We start from the raw sequence: 16,769 nt of genomic DNA, 5'->3' as shown, positions 1-16,769 counted from the left end.
GCCCTGCCGCGTCGTCGTGAGCACGGCATTCACGCCAGTGCTTCGGTTTCCCCTATGTATGTTCCGGCCGGTTCCTGGATTTGACGGATCGAGACAGAAATTTTACATTTCGGGACATCTGCGGGAATGGCTGGCAGGAACGGTTCGCATGACCGACCTCGTTCGCAGCGCAGGCTTGAGCTATTACCCGGAGATCGCCCGGTCGGTTGGGCTCGATCCTAAACAGATGATGCGCAAGGCCAGGCTGCCGCTGGCCTGCCTCGACAAGCCCGATACGCCCATTGCCGTCGCCGGCCTGCGCCGTCTGCTCGAATTGTCGGCGGAGGCCTCCGGCGCCGAAGATTTCGGCTTGCGTCTCGCCGAGCGTGGCGGCCTGACCAATTTCGGTGCGGTCGGCCTGATCGTGCGCGAACAGGCGACTGTCGGCGAGGCGATCGACGCATTTTCGCGCTTCATCCACATCCATCATGACGGCATGCGGCTGGATGTTGCGCGCGACCGGCAGATCGTGACGGTCACACTGCACCTGCGCGGCAGGCGGCCGAGCGCGCCGCGCCAGGCGATCGACATGGCGCTCGGCAGCATCCACCGCATCATCCAATCGCTGCATGGCCAAGACTGGCGGCCGCAGGAGGTCCAGCTGCATTACCCGCCGCCGCGCGATCGCAAGCGCTACCGCGAATTTTACGGCTGCCGCGTGACCTTCAACGCCGAGCACGATGCGATCCTGCTCTCGGCGCGCGACATGGAGCGCCGGATCCCGAGCGCGCATCCGCTGATCGCAAGCTATCTGCGCAAGCGGATCGAGGCGATCGAAACGCGGCCCGCGAGCTGGGAGGGGAAGGTCGACGAGGTCGTACGGACCCTGCTCGCCGGCGGCGACTGTACGGTCGAGCGCGTGGCCGAGCATCTTGCCTGCACCCGCCGCACCATCCACCGCCACCTCGCTGCCTCAGGCACCAGCTTCTCGGCCATCCTGGATGCGCAACGTGCCGATCTCGTGATCCAGCTGATCGAGGACCCCGGCCGGCCGTTGGCTGACATCGCGATGCAGCTCGGCTTCTCCGCGCAGAGCGCCATGGCGCGCTGGTTCCGCGGCCGGTTCGGCTGCACCATAACCGACTGGCGCAAGGGCGTTCGGCCTCCGACGCCGCCGCCCGATGCGCCATCGGCAACCGCAGCTTGAGTTCAGCGCGCCGGAGCAGGCACGCCCATCGTGGCGAGGGCACGCCGCCGGCTGCCGGCGAGCAGCGGGCCGAACGCGACGGCAAATCCGAGGAACGCGACGAGCCAACCGCAGGCGGCGATGTGCAACAACACATCGCTATGTGCGGGCAACACCACGGCGGCGACCCGGGCCAGGGCCGCGATGATGATCGCAGCATAGATTGCCTGCGTCGCCGGCGAAGCGGTCAACGCCTGTCCGGTATGGCCGAGGCTCGCGCGGGTCATCACCGCCAGCGTCATGGTTCCCGCCGCGCCCGCCATCCAGGCGTGGATGCCGGCGCTTGGCGGCAGCGCTCCGAAAACAGCGACGGCGTGCAGGATGAAGCCGAGCGGCACGAAGACGTAGCCAATATGCAGGATCACCAGCAGTCGCTCGCCAAACGTGCGATCACCGGCCCAGCGCGCAAGCCGCACCAGATGCAGCCCGCCGACCAGCGCCATCAGGACACCAGTGACGACATTCAGCGGCGCCACGATCCAGAAGACGAGCGCGAGCGCGCTGCATCCGATCACTGCGCCGTCGAAGCGTCCGAACGGCACCGGCAGGCGGCCGGGATTGAACTTGACCAACCAGTTGCGGGTGAAGCTCGGAATGATGCGGCCTCCGATCAGCGAGATCAGCAACATGACCACTCCGATGCCGACGCGGATGCTGACATCGGCCGCGCCCTGGTAGTGCGCCTCGAGATGAAAAGTGACGTTGCCGGCGAGCAGAACGGACACCAGCGCCACCACGGGCAGGTTGCGCCAATTGCCGCCTGCGATGATCTCGCGCGCCGCGGCGGCGACGACCAGCGCCAGGAAGGCGGCATCGACGAGAAGCGCAAACGCCCAGCCGGTATCGGCCGACAACGTCACCGCGATACGCCCGGCAAGCCAGACCATCACTAACGCCCCCAGCGAGGTGCCCTGGATCGGCAGCCGCCCGGTCCAGTTCGGGATGGCCGTGAACAGGAACCCGGTGATGACAGCCGGCAGGAAGCCATAAAGCATCTCGTGGACGTGCCAGTCGCGCGGCGCGAATGCGGAACTCACCGACAATTCACCGTAGAACATCGGCAGCCAGGCCAGGATCGATAGCCCCGCCTGGATCGCGGCGAGCAGGAAAAAGGGCCGAAAACTGTTCGCAAACAGCGGCCAGCCCTCAAAGTTGCGGGATCGGGCGCCAGCCATGGGGTCAACTCCAATAAAATTCAGTCCGTTGTCTGGAAAAATACTGCCACTCAGCCGTCCCGTTTTGCGCTATCGCAAACTATCGGACGATTGCAGGTGCCATCACACTCCCTGATGCCAAGGAGGCAGAATGGCCAAGGTCGACACATCGCTGGTTGCGCATTTGCCGCTGTTTGCCGGGGTCACGCCGGAAGCTCTGGATGAGATCCTGCGTGAGGCCCGTTCGGCGCGCTATCCCAAGAACAGCGCCATTTTCGAGCAGGGGGCGGATGCGCAGTCCTTCTTCCTGCTGCTGCACGGCCATGTCCGCGCGGCCAAGACCACGCCGACCGGCGAGCAGATCGTGGTCCGCTACGTCGCGCCCGGCGAAACGTTCGGGCTCGCGATGGCGATCGGAGCCGTGCAATATCCGGCGACCGCGATCGCTGTCGATGACAGCGTGGTGCTGATATGGCCAACCTCGGCCTGGCCGCGGCTGGTCGAGCGATTTCCCTCGCTGGCCGCCAACACGCTCCAGACCGTCGGCGCGCGCCTCCAGGAGAGCCACACCCGCATCCTGGAAATGTCGACCCAGCAGGTCGAGCAGCGCGTCGCCCATGCGCTGCTGCGTCTCGCCAAACAGTCCGGCAAGAAGCTCGACCACGGCATCGAGATCGACTTCCCGATCAGCCGCCAGGACATCGCGCAGATGACCGGCACCACGCTGCACACCGTCAGCCGCATCCTGAGCGGCTGGGAGAGCCAAGGCCTCGTCGAGAGCGGCCGTCAGCGCATCATCCTGCGCGATCCGCACAGGATCGTCGTGTTGGCAGAGCGGAGCGCCGACAGCGGCGCGGCGTGACACAGCCGCACCGGGGCGTCTCCGCCCAAGATAGGGACCAGGATAGGGATCGAGATAGGGGTGAGGGGCGCTTCCGCTTACGGCGAAAGCCGTCCCTCACCCGGGAATCCGCGCGCGCCCGCGCGAATTCGAGACTGCTTCACGCCGGCACGCAATCGCACAACGCGGCGAGGAATTTGTCGCGGTCGATGCCATGCTCGCGGCAGGCATCATCCACCGTGTGGAAGGTTGCGATAGGGCAACCGACACAAGCCATCCTGAAGGCCAGAAACACGCGGATCGTGTGCGGCGCGGTACGCATGATGTCATCGACCAGATCGTCGGATCCGAAAGACATGGGCAACTCCGTTCCGACACGACGATAACGGAGGTGACCTGAGTTTCTTTGTTGGAGCGCAAGCTGTTGCCCGTTCCTCCGCCGTCATTCCGGGGCGCGCCTTTTGGCGCGAGCCCGGAATCCATCGTGCAGCGGATGACATGGAGGAATGGATTCCGGGCTCGCGCTTCGCGCGGCCCGGAATGACCAGCTACACAGCCCGGCTGTGCAGCTGCTTCGCCGGATTGAGATGCGCGTCGAACGCGGCCGCGACGCTGCGGACCAGGAAGCGGGAATCTTTTGCGACTGCGAGGCGGTTGCCGTCCAACCTCACGATGCCGTCGGAGACCAGTGGCTTCAGACGTGCCGCCGAGTTCAGCATCGCCGCCGCCTCCGCGCCATGGCGCGCGCAGATGTCGTCGAGATCGGCGCTGAACTCGCACATGATGCGTTCGATGATGTCGGCGCGCAGCCGGTCGTCGTCGGTGAGCCCATAGCCCTTGGCGGTGGCGAGACGGCCGGCGGCAATGCTCTGCGCATAGGCGCCGATCTGCACCTCGTTCTGGACGTAACCCTGCGGCAAATGCCCAATCGCGCTGGCGCCGAAACCGAGCAGGACTTCGCTCTTGTCAGTGGTGTAGCCCTGAAAATTGCGCCGCAGCGTCCGTTCCTCAAAGGCCACGGCCATGGAGTCGCCGGGCCGCGCGAAATGATCGAGCCCGATCTGCACGTAACCGGCCTCCTTCAGTGCATTCGCGATCGCGCAGGCCTGGTCGTGGCGCGCGAGGCCGTCCGGCAACACAGCCTCGTTGATCATCTGCTGGTGCTTCTTGAAGCTTGGCACATGAGCATAGCCGAACACGGAGAAGCGGTCGGGCGCGAGCGTGAGGCTGCGCCGGACGGTATCCAGACACGACGCGACGGTCTGGTGCGGCAACCCGTAGATCAGGTCGAAATTGAGTCCCTCGATGCCGGCGCGCCGGAGCATGTCGACCACGGAAGCCGTCTGCTCGAAGCTTTGCACGCGGTTGATCGCCCGCTGCACCACGGGATCGAAGCTCTGCACGCCAAGGCTCGCGCGGTTGACGCCGGAGAGCCGCATGGCATCGACCATGTCGGCGGTCAATGTGCGGGGATCGATCTCGACCGCGATCTCGGCCGAGGGCAGCACGAAGAACTTCTGGCGCATCGTCGCCATCAATTCGGCGAAGGCTTCCGGCTGCATGATCGTCGGCGTGCCGCCGCCGAAATGGATGTGCTCCACCTTGATGCGGCGACCGATGGTTTCGGCGACCTGCTCGATCTCGTTGCGCAGCGTGCGCTGATAGCCGGCGATCAGTTCGTCGCGGCGCACGATCTGGGTATGGCAGCCGCAATACCAGCACATCTCGCGGCAGAACGGCACGTGGAGATAGAGTGACGCGCTGGCGCCCGCCGGCAGCTCCGCCAGCCAACTGGCGTAGGCGTCCGATCCGACCGCCGTGGAAAAATGCGGCGCGGTCGGATAGCTCGTGTAGCGTGGCAATCGTTCTTCGCCGTAGCTCGCCGCAAGATCAGCTCTCATGTCTTACCCATTCGTAAATTTCCGCCGTGTGCAGACCACGGCAAATCACGGAATACACCCCACTACCTCGGATCCGAGGGGGTGACCTTGCGCTTGCGCAAAGTCGGCCGGGGGTGCCGCAGACATTGCGCTCGCGCAAAGCGCAGCGGCCATTTCGGGGCCATGATCATGCCAATTCGCACGCCATCCGGAGCGTTTGCCCATGAGGCTTCTCGCACTCGAACTGCTTCTTTCCTTGCTCGACGTCCGCGGCCATATCCCGCGTTTCGACGACTTCCGGCCGGCCCCGCTCGCAGCGGCCCCGGCCGGCACCGTGCGCGCTCTGGCCGCAGCCATCGCCATCTTCGTCGTGCTGTCACTGGTGATCTGGGCAACGGTCTGGCTTGCCACATCTCTCGTCTAGTGGCGTCTTCGCGAAGGCCTCGACCATGATCTCATCCAAGCGTGCATTCGCCGGCGCGGTCGTCCTGACATGCCTTGCCGGGGTGCCGGCCTTCGCGGCCGACACGACCAGCGGCGACCTCGTCATCACCAGGGCCTGGAGCCGGGCGACGCCCGGCGGAGCCAGGGTCGCCGGCGGCTATCTGACGATAGAGAACCGGGGCCGCGCGCCGGAGCGACTGCAGGCCGCATCGGCCGCGCATGCGCTTCGAACAGAGATCCACGAGATGACCGTCAACGACGGTGTCATGACCATGCGCGCGCTCGACAGGGGACTTGTCATCGCTCCCGGACAGATCGTAACGCTTGCGCCCGGCGGCGGACACCTGATGTTCATCGGTCTCGATGTGCCGCTTCATGCCGGCGACCAGATGCCCGTGACGCTGTCGTTCGAGCACGCCGGCGCGGTGAAAGTGACGCTGGACGTGCAGGCCATCGGCGCACAGGCTCCCGAAAGCATGGCGACCACGGCGGCCGCAGAGCCTGCGCATCGCGCGGAGCAGGCGGCGGTCCCTGCCGCCGCGACATCCGACGCGGACGAGAGCTTCTTCACGCATCTCCATGCAGAAAAAGCCATGGCCAACGTCACGGTCTCGCCCGGGCGCGCCGGTCCGGTCGAGATCGCGATCCAGCTCGAAGATGCGAACGAGTTGCCGCTGAGTGCCGATGCGGTCGCGGTCACACTCGGCAATCCCGAGCATGGCGTGGCGCCGATCACCGCAAACGCCGAACGCGTCGGTAACGATCAGTGGCGCGTCAGAATGTCGGCACCGCTGTCAGGCCGCTGGTCGCTCGGCCTCGACATCCGCATCACGCCAAAGGATGCCGTCAACGTCGTGTCGCCGATTCTGCTCCGCTAAGGCACCTAAGTACTGTAGCGGAGCCGAATCCGGCAAAACCTTGTCGCAGCGCAAACACTCTTGCCGAGATAGGCGCACACTGCATCCGTCATCAAAACCTTTCCAGATGAAGGATGCTTCCGATGTTCACCCGCAGAGTCGCATTGATCGGCGCCGCCGCGACAGCTCTGATGCTGGCGACCCCCGCTTTGGCTGGCGACGATCTCAAACTGCCGCGTCAAAAGGTAGAGCTGGTCGCTCCGCCGTTCGTGCATGCGCACGAGCAGGCGACCAAGCAAGGCCCCAAGATCATCGAGTTCAAACTCACGATCGAGGAGAAGAAGGTCGTCATCGACGAGAAGGGCACCACCTTCCAGGCCATGACCTTCAACGGTTCTATGCCGGGTCCGCTGATGGTCGTGCACGAGGGCGACTACGTCGAAACGACGCTGGTCAATCCTGCGACCAACTCCATGCCGCACAACATCGACTTCCATTCCGCGACCGGCGCGCTCGGTGGCGGCGCGCTCACTCTGGTCAATCCCGGCGAGCAAGTCGTGCTGCGCTGGAAGGCAACCAAGACCGGCGTCTTCGTCTACCATTGCGCCCCGGGCGGCCCGATGATCCCCTGGCACGTCGTCTCCGGCATGAACGGCGCCGTGATGGTGCTGCCGCGTGACGGCCTCAACGACGGCAAGGGCCGCGCGCTGAAATACGACAAGGTCTACTACATCGGCGAGCAGGACATGTACGTGCCCCGCGACGAGAAAGGCAACTTCAAGTCCTACGAATCGCCTGGCGAGGCCTTCACCGAGACCGAAGAGGTGATGAAGAAGCTGATCCCGACCCATGTCGTGTTCAACGGCAAGGCCGGTGCGCTGACCGGCAAGAACGCGCTGACGGCCAATGTCGGCGAGAACGTGCTGATCGTGCATTCGCAAGCCAACCGCGACAGCCGTCCGCACCTGATCGGCGGCCATGGCGACTACGTCTGGGAGACCGGCAAGTTCGGCAATGCGCCGGAAGTCGGGCTCGAGACCTGGTTCATCCGCGGCGGATCGGCGGGAGCCGCGCTGTACAAATTCCAGCAGCCCGGCATCTACGCCTACGTCACGCATAACCTGATCGAAGCCGCCGACCTCGGCGCCACCGCGCACTTCAAGGTCGAAGGCAAGTGGAACGATGATCTGATGATGCAGGTGAAGGCCCCCGCCGAAATACCGGCTGCCAACACCAACTAAACGCGACAAGGGGCCGGTCATCACCGGCCCCTTCTTTCTTCGGGGAATGACCATGCTGATCGCATTCAAGCTCAAACTGGCCCTCGCCTGCGCCGCCGGGCTCGCCGGACCGATCGCGATGGCGCCGCTGGTTTCGAACATGACGGTCCGCGGCACCGCGACGGAGCCAGCGATCGTCAGGGTCGCGCCGGGCAGTCTGTCCTATCGCGAGGCCGGCGATTTCACGCGCGGCGGGCAGCAGGCGGAGGCGCCGCTGCGCGCGATGCGCGTCGACCGACCGCTGCACATCATGCGAAATCAGGTCTCCTCATCCGATTATCAGCTCTGTGTGCAGGAGGGCGCCTGCCGCGCGCTCGATCGCGACGTCACGGTCGCTGCCGATCGTCCCGCGGTGCAGGTGAACTGGCACGATGCCGAGGCTTATGCAGGCTGGCTGTCGCGCAAGACAGGCCACCATTACCGCCTGCCGAGCGATGCGGAATGGGCCTTTGCAGCGGGCTCCAGATTCAAGGACGACGGCGTCGCTGTCGATGCCGACGATCCTTCAAAGCGCTGGATCAGCCGCTATGAGCGCGAGTCCGAACGCGATCTTTCCGACACCACTGCCTATCCCTTCGGCAAGTTCGGCCCGAACGAGCACGGCGTCGAGGATCTCGCCGGCAATGTCTGGGAGTGGACCTCGACCTGCTTCGTGCGCTCGCGCGTCGACGCCGCCGGCAATGCCGGCCGACCCACGGTGAACTGCGGCGTGCGTGTCGCCGAGGGCGCCCACCGCGCCTATGTCACCGATTTCATCCGCGACGCCCGCGCCGGCGGTTGCGCCCAGGGCGTGCCGCCCGCCAATCTCGGCTTCCGCCTGGTGCGCGAGGAGACCTCCTGGGTCGCGAGCGTGTCGGCGCGGTGGAGCAAGGTGTGGGCGGTGAGGTCATAGCCAAGATTATCGCCGCGTAGCCCGGGTGAGCGAAGCGACACCCGGGAAGGTCCCGCATATCGCTTCGCTCATGCGGGCTACGGACACGTCAAATCGCGCGCGCGAACATGCGAAAGCCTGGAGCTCCGATGATCGTCTCGAACGCGGGATCGCGTTTCTCCTCCGCAAAGACAAATCCGGCCTTGGCGTAGGCGCGCTCGGCGGGCTCGTTGCCGATCAGGAACGATATCGTCGTCCGGGCAAACCCGGCCGCCCGCCCCTTGTCCAGCGCGTGCGCGATCAGCGCCTGCATCAGGCCGCGGCCACGATAGGCAGGGTCGGTCGCGACATGCTCGATCATCCAGTCGCCCTCGCCGCCCTGGACCCAGCAAGTCCGCGAATAGGCGCCGCGCCGGCGGATGGCGTCCAGCTCTGACGCCGTGAGCCCAATTGAGAAACCGACCTCTTCGAGCGCGCGCCAGGCCGCAGGTCCGGTGCCGGCCGCAGGCACGGCGCAAAGTGCAGCAGCAGGCTTGCCATCGATTTCGGTGACCAGGAACTGCGACACATGCCACATCGACACCGCGCGTGCGACGGCGACGCGTGCGATGAAATCGAGGCACTCCGCTTCCGGCCAGCCAAGCGCGACGTCGAACCAGCCCCGCGGCCGGCAGCCGCGCATCGAGTGCAGGATGGTTCGTGCGATGAAAGCAGCGTCCTCGGGACGCGCTGACCTTATCGTCATACGCGCCCCATTCTCGAAGACCTTACGTGTTCTTCAGCGCCACGCGAAACTCGGCTTCGGTCTTGGCCTTGACCTCGTCGAGCGAGACGCCGTCGGCGAGCTCGATCAGGGCCATGCCGCCATCACCGTGCTTGTCGATGGTGAAGACCGCCAGATCCGTGACGACCATGTCGACCACGCGCTCGCCGGTCAGCGGCAGATTGCACTTCTTCAGGAGCTTGGAGCCGTCCTTGGCCGAATGCTCCATCACCACGACGACGCGCTTGACGCCGGCGACGAGGTCCATCGCGCCGCCCATGCCCTTGACCATCTTGCCGGGGATCATCCAATTGGCGAGATCGCCGTTCTGGGCCACCTGCATGGCGCCGAGGATCGACAGGTCCATATGGCCGCCGCGGATCATCCCGAAGGAATCCGCGCTCGAGAAATACGAGGTCGAGGGCAGCTCGCTCACCGTCTGCTTGCCGGCGTTGATCAGGTCCGCGTCCACCTCGTCTTCATAGGGGAACGGGCCCATGCCGAGCATGCCGTTCTCGCTCTGCAGGCTGACATCGACCCCGTCGGGGATGAAGTTCGAAACCAGCGTCGGGATGCCGATGCCGAGATTGACGTAGTAGCCGTCACGCAGTTCCTTCGCGGCGCGCGCGGCCATCTGTTCACGGGTCCAGGCCATGTGTGTCTCCTGATACGCTTAAGCGGCGGTACGCGGGCGGGTGTTGCGGAATTCGATGCGCTTCTTGGCCGTGCCGACCTCGACGATGCGCTTCACGAAAATGCCGGGCGTGTGGATGTGGTCGGGATTGAGTTCACCCGCCGGAACCAGATGCTCGACCTCGGCGACGGTGATCTTGGCGGCGGTCGCCATCATCGGGTTAAAATTGCGCGCGGTCTTGCGGTAGATGAGGTTGCCGGCGGTGTCGCCCTTCCAGGCGTGGACAATGGCGAGGTCGGCGAACAGGCCACGTTCCATCAGGTACTTCTCGCCGTCGAACTCCTTCACTTCCTTGCCTTCGGCGATCAGCGTGCCGACGCCGGTCTTGGTGTAGAAGGCCGGAATGCCGGCGCCGCCGGCGCGGATGCGCTCGGCAAGCGTGCCCTGCGGATTGAATTCGAGTTCCAGCTCGCCGGCGAGGAATTGCTGGGCGAACAGCTTGTTCTCGCCGACATAGGACGAGATCATCTTCTTGATCTGCCGGGTTTCCAAAAGGCGGCTGAGCCCGATGCCGTCGACGCCGGCATTGTTGGAGACCACCGTCAGGCCCTTGACGCCGGACTCGCGGATCGCGTCCGAGAGCTCCTCGGCGATGCCGCAGAGGCCGAAGCCTCCCGACATGATCATCATGTTGTCTTTCAAAATGCCTGACAGAGCCGACTTGGCGTCGGGATAGACCTTGTTCATGCAAATAACCTTCGACTGAACCTTCGGCTTGGAGGCGGCGCGCCCTATTGGCGGCGATTATTAGGCGAAATCCTCCAAAGCCGTCAATGATACGGGGTTCTCCGCACGGCGGCCGGGTGATAGAAGCTGCCCACACCGTGGGCAGAACCGTCCGCGGCCTTGAAAGCGACAAGAAAACCCATCAAGTTGCGGGGGTTGGGCGTGGGCACGCAGGTTTCCCGACCCGCCCTCCTGGCTCCAACGACCAACCCGATCAGGACATGCCATTGACCATGGCCCAAGGAATGAAGCGCCTCGGGACGCCGATCGCGGCGCTGCTCGGCGTCGCGCTGATCGCCCTGATCGCGACCTCATGGCTCATCAACCGCGACGCGCTGCGCAAGGCGGTCGAAGCGCAGATCCGCGACGTCACCGGGCTCGAACTCAGTGTCGCGGGCGCAATCGACATCTCGGTGCTGCCGGCGAGCTACATCTCCTTCCGTGACGTCGGCCTCAAGGGCGGCGGCACCAGCGATCCCGCGCTCCAGGTCGACGTGCTCACCGCCAATCTGCGGCTGCTGCCGCTATTGCTGCAACGGTTCGAGATCGCCGACCTGACGCTGCTGCGGCCGCGCATCCATGTCAGCCTGAAGCCGGACGGCCAGAGTAACTGGACGCCCTTCATCCAGACCATCGCGCGCACCATGAAGCCGGGGGCTGAAAACCAGCTCTCGTTCTCCGAAATCCGGATCCAGGACGGCGTGCTCGACTACCAGGACGCCGCCACGCACGGCACCGAGAAGTTCGAGGACATCGACCTGTCGCTGGCCTGGCCTTCGATCTCGCGCTCCTTCGCCGCGACCGGACAGTTCGACTGGCGCGGCGAGCGTGTTGACGGCTCGATCAGCTTTTCCGACTTCGTCGCCGCCCTCTCCGGCGAGCGCTCGGGCTTGAAGGCGCGGATCGCCAGCGCACCGCTCAAGCTCGCTTTCGACGGCAGCGTCGCCAACCGCACCAGCCCGATGATGGAAGGCACGCTGACGATCGACAGCCCCTCCTTGCGCAACGCGCTGCGCTGGACCGGGCAGCCGCAACCCGCCAGCGGCGGCTTCGGCCGCTTCGTGCTGAAGGCGCGCGCCAACGTCGTCGGCGCCTCGATCGCGCTCACCAACGTCAATGTCGAGCTCGACGGCAATGCCGCCGAGGGCGTCATGACCTACGCCAATAACGGCCGGCAGACGCTGCAGGCGACGCTCGCCGCCGACGCGCTCGACTTCACGCCTTATATCTCCACCTTCCGACTGCTCGCGAGCGGCGCGCGGGACTGGAACAGGCAGCTGTTCGATCTCAACGGATTGTCGACGACCGATCTCGACATGCGCCTATCGGCAGCAAAGCTGACGGTCGGGCCGACCAGGCTCGGCCGCACCGCCATCGGCGCCAATCTGCGCAACGGCACGCTCGCACTCTCGGTCGGCGAAGCCCAGGTCTATGGCGGCATCGCCAAGGGCTCGTTCGGCATCGCGCGCTCCGACACCGTCGCCGACATCAAGGCGCAATTCCAGTTCACCGACGTCGACCTCCAGGCCTGCGCCACCGAACTGTTCGGCCTCAGCAAGCTATCCGGTCGCGGCAACATCAACGTGTCGCTCTTCGCCTCGGGCTCGAGCCCGTTCGGCCTCGTGCAGTCGCTCGACGGCAGCGCCACCGTCACCGGTCATGACGGCGCGATCTCGGGCTTCAATGCCGAGCAGCTGCTGAAACGCCTGGAGCGGCGTCCGCTGTCGGGCGGCGGCAATTTCCGCAACGGTTCGACGCCGTACAACAATCTCACCATCGCCGTGAAATTCTCCGATGGGGTCGCCACCGCCGAGGACATCCGTGTCGAAGGGCCGGCGGCCAAGATTACGCTCACCGGCACCGCCTCGGTGCCGACGCGCGAATACGACATGAAGGGCGTGGCGAGCCTCAACAGCACGTCGGGATTCGAGTTGCCGTTCGTGGTGCAGGGTCCCTGGGACGATCCCCTGATCTTCCCCGATCCGGAAAGCCTGATCCGCCGCTCGCCGGCCTCCGCGCCGCTGCTCGACATGCTGAAGGATCGCAAGGGGGGCGACGCCGTGCGCTCCGCGATCGAGCGCATCACCGGCAGCGGAAAGCGTCCTCCACCGGCGGAAGCGCCGACGGCGGAGAACGCCAAAGAGAACGTGAAGGAGAACGCCAAATCCAACTAGGCTGATCAACGCAGCCTTCGCGGATTTCGGTAGCCCGAGCTCAACAAGCTCGACATGCCGGCGACTTGGCAAACCCGAATCGAGCAGTGCGGCCGATTTCATCCCGGAGGTGGCGTCAAGCGGCCGATTGCGTCGTCGAAATCCAGGCCTTGTCCCCCTGCAGCACTGCTCCTCCGCCGATCTTCGATCCGGCCGCGACCTTGAGAGAGCCACTCCCTCCCAGCTCGCGAGCCAACACCTCTCGGTCACAAGCGTCCTCCCACAGCGAAACGGTGATGGCTGCGACGCAGTTGCTGATCATACTGGTCAGCGCCCGCGCTTCCGACATGAAACGGTCGATGCCGACGAGCAGCGCAACGCCCGTCACGGGCAGATCCGGCATGACGGAGAGGGTCGCGACAAGCGCGACGAAGCCGCTGCCGGTGACGCCGGCCGCGCCTTTGGACGTCAGCAGCATCAGTCCGAGCATCGCCGCGATCTGCCCCCACGACAGGTGGATGTCGCAGGCCTGCGCGATGAAGATGGAGGCCAGGGTGAGATAGATGGCGCTGCCGTCCAGATTGAAGGAATAGCCCATCGGCAACACGAGGCCGGACACGCCTTTCCGGCATCCGAGCTGCTCCAGCTTGCGCAGCGCCCCAGGCAGCGCCGGTTCCGACGATGACGTGCCGAGCACGATCAGCAGCTCTTCCTTGAAGTAGCGGATGGTCCTCCACAGGCTGAAGCCATTCAGCCGCGCCAGCGTGCCGAGCACGACGACCACGAAGAATGAGCAGGCGATATAGAATGTTAGGATCAGCAGTCCGAGCGAGCCAATCGATCGAATGCCGTAGCGGCCCACCGTGAACGCCATGGCGCCAAAGGCGCCGAGCGGCGCGAGCTTCATGACGAAGCCAAAGGACACAAACAGGACCTGAGAGAAGGAATCGACGGCCTTCGTCACCACCGCACCCCCATCGCCGGCACGGCTCAGGCCAAAGGCGACCAGGATGGAGACCAGCAGGACCGGCAGCACTTCGCCGTCGGCAAACGCGCCAAAGAAGGAATGCGGGATGATGTGCAGCATGAAGTCCGCAAATCCGGTCGCACTCGCCTGCTTGGTGAACTTCGCGGCCACCGACGGATCCAGCGTGCTGACGGACACATGCATGCCGACGCCCGGCTGGATCAGCGACACGGCGACCAGTCCGGCCAGCAATGCGAGCACGGTCAGCAGGTAGAACAGCGCCATGGATTTCACCAGCGTGCGGCCGACCTCGCGCGAATCGCTGATGCTGTTGATACCGCTGACGATGGTGCAGAACACGATCGGCGCGATCATCATCTTGACCAGCTTGACGAAGCCGTCGCCGAAGGGCTTCAGCGCGGCACCGAAGTCAGGCCAGAGATGGCCGGTGAGGACGCCCAACATGAGACCGATCAGCACCTGGACGTAGAGGATCCGGTAGAATGGTTTTCGCGTCTCACCGTTCGCGGGCCCGACCAGCGCTTGCTTCTGCATTCTCGTTTCTCCCATGGCTCTGATTTTTCATGGCTCTGATTTTTGAAGGCTTTGAAAGCGGTCCGGCTTCAGGCCGCCAGGACCGAATGAGGGACGTGCGATCGACGGGCGAAGACATGGCCCTCGAGAATTCGCCGGGCTGTCCGCTGCACCCGGGCAACCGGGCCGGGCTCGAGCCGAACCACGAGCCGGCCGGAGGGATGGGCGAGCGTGATCGGCACCGGCGGTGCCAGCGATCCAACCATCTCTGCGGCGATCGTCCCGGGCGTCACACAGGCGGTCGCGATCGCGACGGCACCGGTCACCGCCAGCGCGCTATGGCAGTCGTGCGGCATGAAGTACCTGACGTTCAACGTCGCCCCGCTTGCGGGCGCGATCAGAACCGGCTTCGGAATCACCATTGACGCGGAATCCGGAAAACCCATCCGGCGTCCAGCCTCGATGCGCAAATGTTCGAGCCGCCCGCGGAAGGCGCCGTCGGCGAAGGCCGGAGGGGCCTCGCGGCCGGTCCATCCGAGATCTGCCGCGCGGACCAGCATGACGGGCATGGCTGCGTCGATGCAGGTCACGTCGACCCCTCCGATGCGATCGACCGGACGTCCTGTCGGCAACAGACGGCCGGTGCGTGCGCCGGCGGCGTTGGGGAACGACAGTTCGATGGGCGCGGCCGTTCCCGGCACGCCGTCGATCCGCGCTTCTCCCTCATAGGTCACCCGTCCTCCCGGAGTGGCGACCGTCGCGTCGATCAGCTTGCCGGTGTTGACATTGTGAATGCGTACATGGGTGCGATCCGCAGTAGCGGCGACCAGGCCGGCTTCGATTGCGAATGGCCCGACCGCCGCAAGCATGTTTCCGCAGTTCGGCGAGGTATCGACGATCCCTTCACGGACCCTCACCTGGGCAAACAGGTAGTCGACATCGGCACCGGGCACCGTTGCCGATCCGATGATCGCGACCTTGTTGATCACGGCATTGTCGCCGCCGATTCCATCGATTCCGAGATCGTGCCCAGCTCCCATTACCGACAACAGCACCGCGTCGCGCGAGCTGGGGTCGGCCGGAAGGTCGCGGGCCAGGAAAAACGGTCCGCGCGAGGTCCCACCGCGCATGACCACACAGGGAATGGCAATCTGATCGTTCATGATGTTCTTCCGTTCGGCGACGTGCTCGTCTGAGCCAGAGCATCCTCCGTCCGAACTATTTTGTGAAATGCAAATATCTGAGGTATTATTTCGTTGTTCGACATAATGGAGCCCTGGCATGAACGCAGAACTGCTCGACCTCAAGGCGTTCATCACCGTCGCGGAGATGGGCAGCTTCGTCCGGACCGCGAAGGCGCTGAACTTGTCCCAGCCGGCGCTCAGCCGACGCATTCAGAAGCTGGAGGAAAGCCTTGGTGCGCCGTTGCTCGAACGGTCCACGCGTCACGTCAATCTCACCATGACGGGACGCGACTTCCTGCCGAAGGTCCGCCGCCTCATCGACGAGTTCGAGACCTCGGTGCTCGCCATCCATGATATCGGCGCGCGAAGTTCGGGTTTGGTCTCCGTGGCTGCGGTGCCGACGGCGGTGTTCTATTTTCTTCCGCGAGCGATCGGTCGGTTCGCCGAAGCCTATCCGCGAATTCGCATCCGCATTCTGGACATCGGCGCCAATGAGGGGTTGGAAGCGGTGGCGCGCGGAGAAGTCGACTTCGGCATCAATTTCATCGGCGCTTCGCATGCCGAAATCGAATTCGAGAAATTGGTTGAGGACCCGTTCGTGCTGGCCTGCCGCCATGACCATCCGCTAGCATCGCGCAAGCAGGTGAGCTGGTCGGAGATCGTGTCGCACCGGGTCATCACTGTCGGTCGCAACAGCGGCAACCGCGCGCTGATCGACAATGCGCTGGCGCGGCAGGGCCTGCAGCTGAACTGGTCCTATGAAGTCGCCCACCTCTCCGGCTCGCTTGGTCTGGTCGAGGAGGGATTGGGCATCGCCGTGCTGCCGAGGCTCGCGACGCCCGCCGCCGGTCATCCGATCATTCACACCGTTCGGCTGGTCGAGCCGGAAGTGTCGCGGACGATCGGAATTGTGCGCAGGCGCGGGGCGACGCTATCGCCGCATGCCAGCCAGTTTCTCAAGATGCTGCTCGAAGCATGGCGCTCTCCATCGCGGACGAGTGGGCAAGGCAGGTCGCGGCCCCGATCAACCGAGGCAAGTTCGAATGCCACTTCGACGGGGCCAAAGCGCAGACGCTGACAATTCACCCGCAGAACGGCGCCAGACTGTTCCCGAGCCAAACCGGAACCCCTCGGATCGCCCCTGTAATGTCTTCAAAGACACATGTTGGATCCACCGCCGCGGCGGTGGCGCGGGT

16 protein-coding genes are annotated in these 16,769 nt (G+C 64.9%); 8 read left to right on the top strand and 8 right to left on the bottom strand.

The genetic code is table 11. The annotated features are described in order from the left end of the window. Nucleotides 1-148 precede the first annotated feature (148 nt). Nucleotides 149-1,186, top strand: coding sequence for an AraC family transcriptional regulator (locus tag BM190_RS12525; protein ID WP_092254813.1), 1,038 nt, complete (start codon nt 149-151; stop codon nt 1,184-1,186). A gap of 2 nt (nt 1,187-1,188) precedes the next feature. Here the strand turns inward: BM190_RS12525 and BM190_RS12520 are convergent, their stop codons facing one another. Then, the gene (locus tag BM190_RS12520; RefSeq protein WP_092254810.1) at nt 1,189-2,400 is read right to left on the bottom strand and encodes an NnrS family protein; all 1,212 of its coding nucleotides are present in this window, start codon (nt 2,398-2,400) and stop codon (nt 1,189-1,191) included. 130 nt (nt 2,401-2,530) lie between these two features. Here BM190_RS12520 and BM190_RS12515 point away from each other — a divergent pair, with 130 nt between their 5' ends. After that, nucleotides 2,531-3,241 carry a Crp/Fnr family transcriptional regulator gene (locus tag BM190_RS12515; protein ID WP_018317840.1) on the top strand — a complete coding sequence of 237 codons (711 nt, stop codon included), beginning with the start codon at nt 2,531-2,533 and terminating at the stop codon, nt 3,239-3,241. A 139-nt stretch (nt 3,242-3,380) separates the two neighbouring features. Here the strand turns inward: BM190_RS12515 and BM190_RS12510 are convergent, their stop codons facing one another. Beyond that, nucleotides 3,381-3,578, bottom strand: a complete 198-nt coding sequence (locus BM190_RS12510) for a DUF1858 domain-containing protein (RefSeq protein WP_018317839.1) — start codon at nt 3,576-3,578, stop codon at nt 3,381-3,383. 190 nt (nt 3,579-3,768) lie between these two features. Beyond that, entirely contained in the window at nt 3,769-5,121 is a 1,353-nt protein-coding gene (hemN, locus tag BM190_RS12505) for an oxygen-independent coproporphyrinogen III oxidase (protein WP_092254807.1), read from the bottom strand. A gap of 202 nt (nt 5,122-5,323) precedes the next feature. Here hemN and BM190_RS12500 point away from each other — a divergent pair, with 202 nt between their 5' ends. The 4 genes from BM190_RS12500 to BM190_RS12485 all read left to right on the top strand — a co-directional run bounded on the left by BM190_RS12500 (nt 5,324) and on the right by BM190_RS12485 (nt 8,573). Continuing rightward, nucleotides 5,324-5,524, top strand: coding sequence for a hypothetical protein (locus BM190_RS12500; protein ID WP_092254803.1), 201 nt, complete (start codon nt 5,324-5,326; stop codon nt 5,522-5,524). Between the two features lie 25 nt (nt 5,525-5,549). Continuing rightward, nucleotides 5,550-6,422, top strand: a complete 873-nt coding sequence (locus BM190_RS41745; protein ID WP_092254800.1) for a copper chaperone PCu(A)C — start codon at nt 5,550-5,552, stop codon at nt 6,420-6,422. A gap of 122 nt (nt 6,423-6,544) precedes the next feature. Further along, nucleotides 6,545-7,642 (top strand): copper-containing nitrite reductase, encoded by a 1,098-nt coding sequence (nirK, locus tag BM190_RS12490; RefSeq protein ID WP_026201913.1) that lies wholly within the window; start codon nt 6,545-6,547, stop codon nt 7,640-7,642. Nucleotides 7,643-7,694: 52 nt separating this feature from the next. Further along, nucleotides 7,695-8,573: an SUMF1/EgtB/PvdO family nonheme iron enzyme gene (locus tag BM190_RS12485; protein ID WP_092254928.1), complete on the top strand. Its 879-nt coding sequence runs from the start codon at nt 7,695-7,697 to the stop codon at nt 8,571-8,573. A gap of 88 nt (nt 8,574-8,661) precedes the next feature. On the opposite strand, the gene BM190_RS12480 is transcribed toward BM190_RS12485, so the two are convergent. Genes BM190_RS12480 through BM190_RS12470 form a run of 3 tightly spaced genes read right to left on the bottom strand, consistent with a single transcriptional unit; the run spans nt 8,662 to nt 10,696 of the window. Beyond that, nucleotides 8,662-9,297, bottom strand: coding sequence for a GNAT family N-acetyltransferase (locus tag BM190_RS12480; RefSeq protein ID WP_092254797.1), 636 nt, complete (start codon nt 9,295-9,297; stop codon nt 8,662-8,664). Nucleotides 9,298-9,319: 22 nt separating this feature from the next. Then, complete coding sequence (locus BM190_RS12475) at nt 9,320-9,970, bottom strand: 3-oxoacid CoA-transferase subunit B (RefSeq protein WP_011089829.1); 651 nt, start codon at nt 9,968-9,970, stop codon at nt 9,320-9,322. Nucleotides 9,971-9,988: 18 nt separating this feature from the next. Continuing rightward, nucleotides 9,989-10,696, bottom strand: coding sequence for a CoA transferase subunit A (locus BM190_RS12470; protein WP_018317833.1), 708 nt, complete (start codon nt 10,694-10,696; stop codon nt 9,989-9,991). Nucleotides 10,697-10,968: 272 nt separating this feature from the next. Between BM190_RS12470 and BM190_RS12465 the strand changes: the two genes are divergently transcribed. Continuing rightward, nucleotides 10,969-12,909, top strand: a complete 1,941-nt coding sequence (locus BM190_RS12465) for an AsmA family protein (RefSeq protein WP_177237052.1) — start codon at nt 10,969-10,971, stop codon at nt 12,907-12,909. A gap of 115 nt (nt 12,910-13,024) precedes the next feature. Here the strand turns inward: BM190_RS12465 and dctA are convergent, their stop codons facing one another. Then, entirely contained in the window at nt 13,025-14,410 is a 1,386-nt protein-coding gene (dctA, locus tag BM190_RS12460) for a C4-dicarboxylate transporter DctA (protein ID WP_092254789.1), read from the bottom strand. Between the two features lie 68 nt (nt 14,411-14,478). Continuing rightward, a complete protein-coding gene (locus tag BM190_RS12455; protein WP_092254785.1) occupies nt 14,479-15,552 on the bottom strand; it encodes a 4-oxalomesaconate tautomerase in 1,074 nt (357 codons plus the stop codon). Nucleotides 15,553-15,670: 118 nt separating this feature from the next. On the opposite strand from BM190_RS12455, the gene BM190_RS12450 reads away from it, so the two are divergent. After that, on the top strand, nt 15,671-16,651 hold the full coding sequence (locus tag BM190_RS12450; RefSeq protein WP_092254782.1) for a LysR family transcriptional regulator: 981 nt from the start codon (nt 15,671-15,673) through the stop codon (nt 16,649-16,651). Nucleotides 16,652-16,769 lie beyond the last annotated feature (118 nt).

It is taken from the genome of Bradyrhizobium sp. Rc3b, from assembly GCF_900114915.1.
In the GTDB taxonomy this organism is placed as follows: Bacteria; Pseudomonadota; Alphaproteobacteria; order Rhizobiales; family Xanthobacteraceae; genus Bradyrhizobium.
This window is presented reverse-complemented; position numbering and strand designations above follow the sequence as displayed.

Coding starts and splice junctions, on each gene's coding strand:
- BM190_RS12515 (WP_018317840.1), top strand. CDS start 2,531: ATGGCCAAGGTCGACACATCGCTGGTTGCGCATTTGCCGCTGTTTGCC.
- BM190_RS12470 (WP_018317833.1), bottom strand. CDS start 10,696: ATGAACAAGGTCTATCCCGACGCCAAGTCGGCTCTGTCAGGCATTTTG.
- BM190_RS12450 (WP_092254782.1), top strand. CDS start 15,671: ATGAACGCAGAACTGCTCGACCTCAAGGCGTTCATCACCGTCGCGGAG.
- BM190_RS12475 (WP_011089829.1), bottom strand. CDS start 9,970: ATGGCCTGGACCCGTGAACAGATGGCCGCGCGCGCCGCGAAGGAACTG.
- BM190_RS41745 (WP_092254800.1), top strand. CDS start 5,550: ATGATCTCATCCAAGCGTGCATTCGCCGGCGCGGTCGTCCTGACATGC.
- BM190_RS12500 (WP_092254803.1), top strand. CDS start 5,324: ATGAGGCTTCTCGCACTCGAACTGCTTCTTTCCTTGCTCGACGTCCGC.
- BM190_RS12455 (WP_092254785.1), bottom strand. CDS start 15,552: ATGAACGATCAGATTGCCATTCCCTGTGTGGTCATGCGCGGTGGGACC.
- nirK (WP_026201913.1), top strand. CDS start 6,545: ATGTTCACCCGCAGAGTCGCATTGATCGGCGCCGCCGCGACAGCTCTG.
- hemN (WP_092254807.1), bottom strand. CDS start 5,121: ATGAGAGCTGATCTTGCGGCGAGCTACGGCGAAGAACGATTGCCACGC.
- BM190_RS12520 (WP_092254810.1), bottom strand. CDS start 2,400: ATGGCTGGCGCCCGATCCCGCAACTTTGAGGGCTGGCCGCTGTTTGCG.
- BM190_RS12465 (WP_177237052.1), top strand. CDS start 10,969: ATGGCCCAAGGAATGAAGCGCCTCGGGACGCCGATCGCGGCGCTGCTC.
- BM190_RS12525 (WP_092254813.1), top strand. CDS start 149: ATGACCGACCTCGTTCGCAGCGCAGGCTTGAGCTATTACCCGGAGATC.
- BM190_RS12485 (WP_092254928.1), top strand. CDS start 7,695: ATGCTGATCGCATTCAAGCTCAAACTGGCCCTCGCCTGCGCCGCCGGG.
- dctA (WP_092254789.1), bottom strand. CDS start 14,410: ATGCAGAAGCAAGCGCTGGTCGGGCCCGCGAACGGTGAGACGCGAAAA.
- BM190_RS12510 (WP_018317839.1), bottom strand. CDS start 3,578: ATGTCTTTCGGATCCGACGATCTGGTCGATGACATCATGCGTACCGCG.
- BM190_RS12480 (WP_092254797.1), bottom strand. CDS start 9,297: ATGACGATAAGGTCAGCGCGTCCCGAGGACGCTGCTTTCATCGCACGA.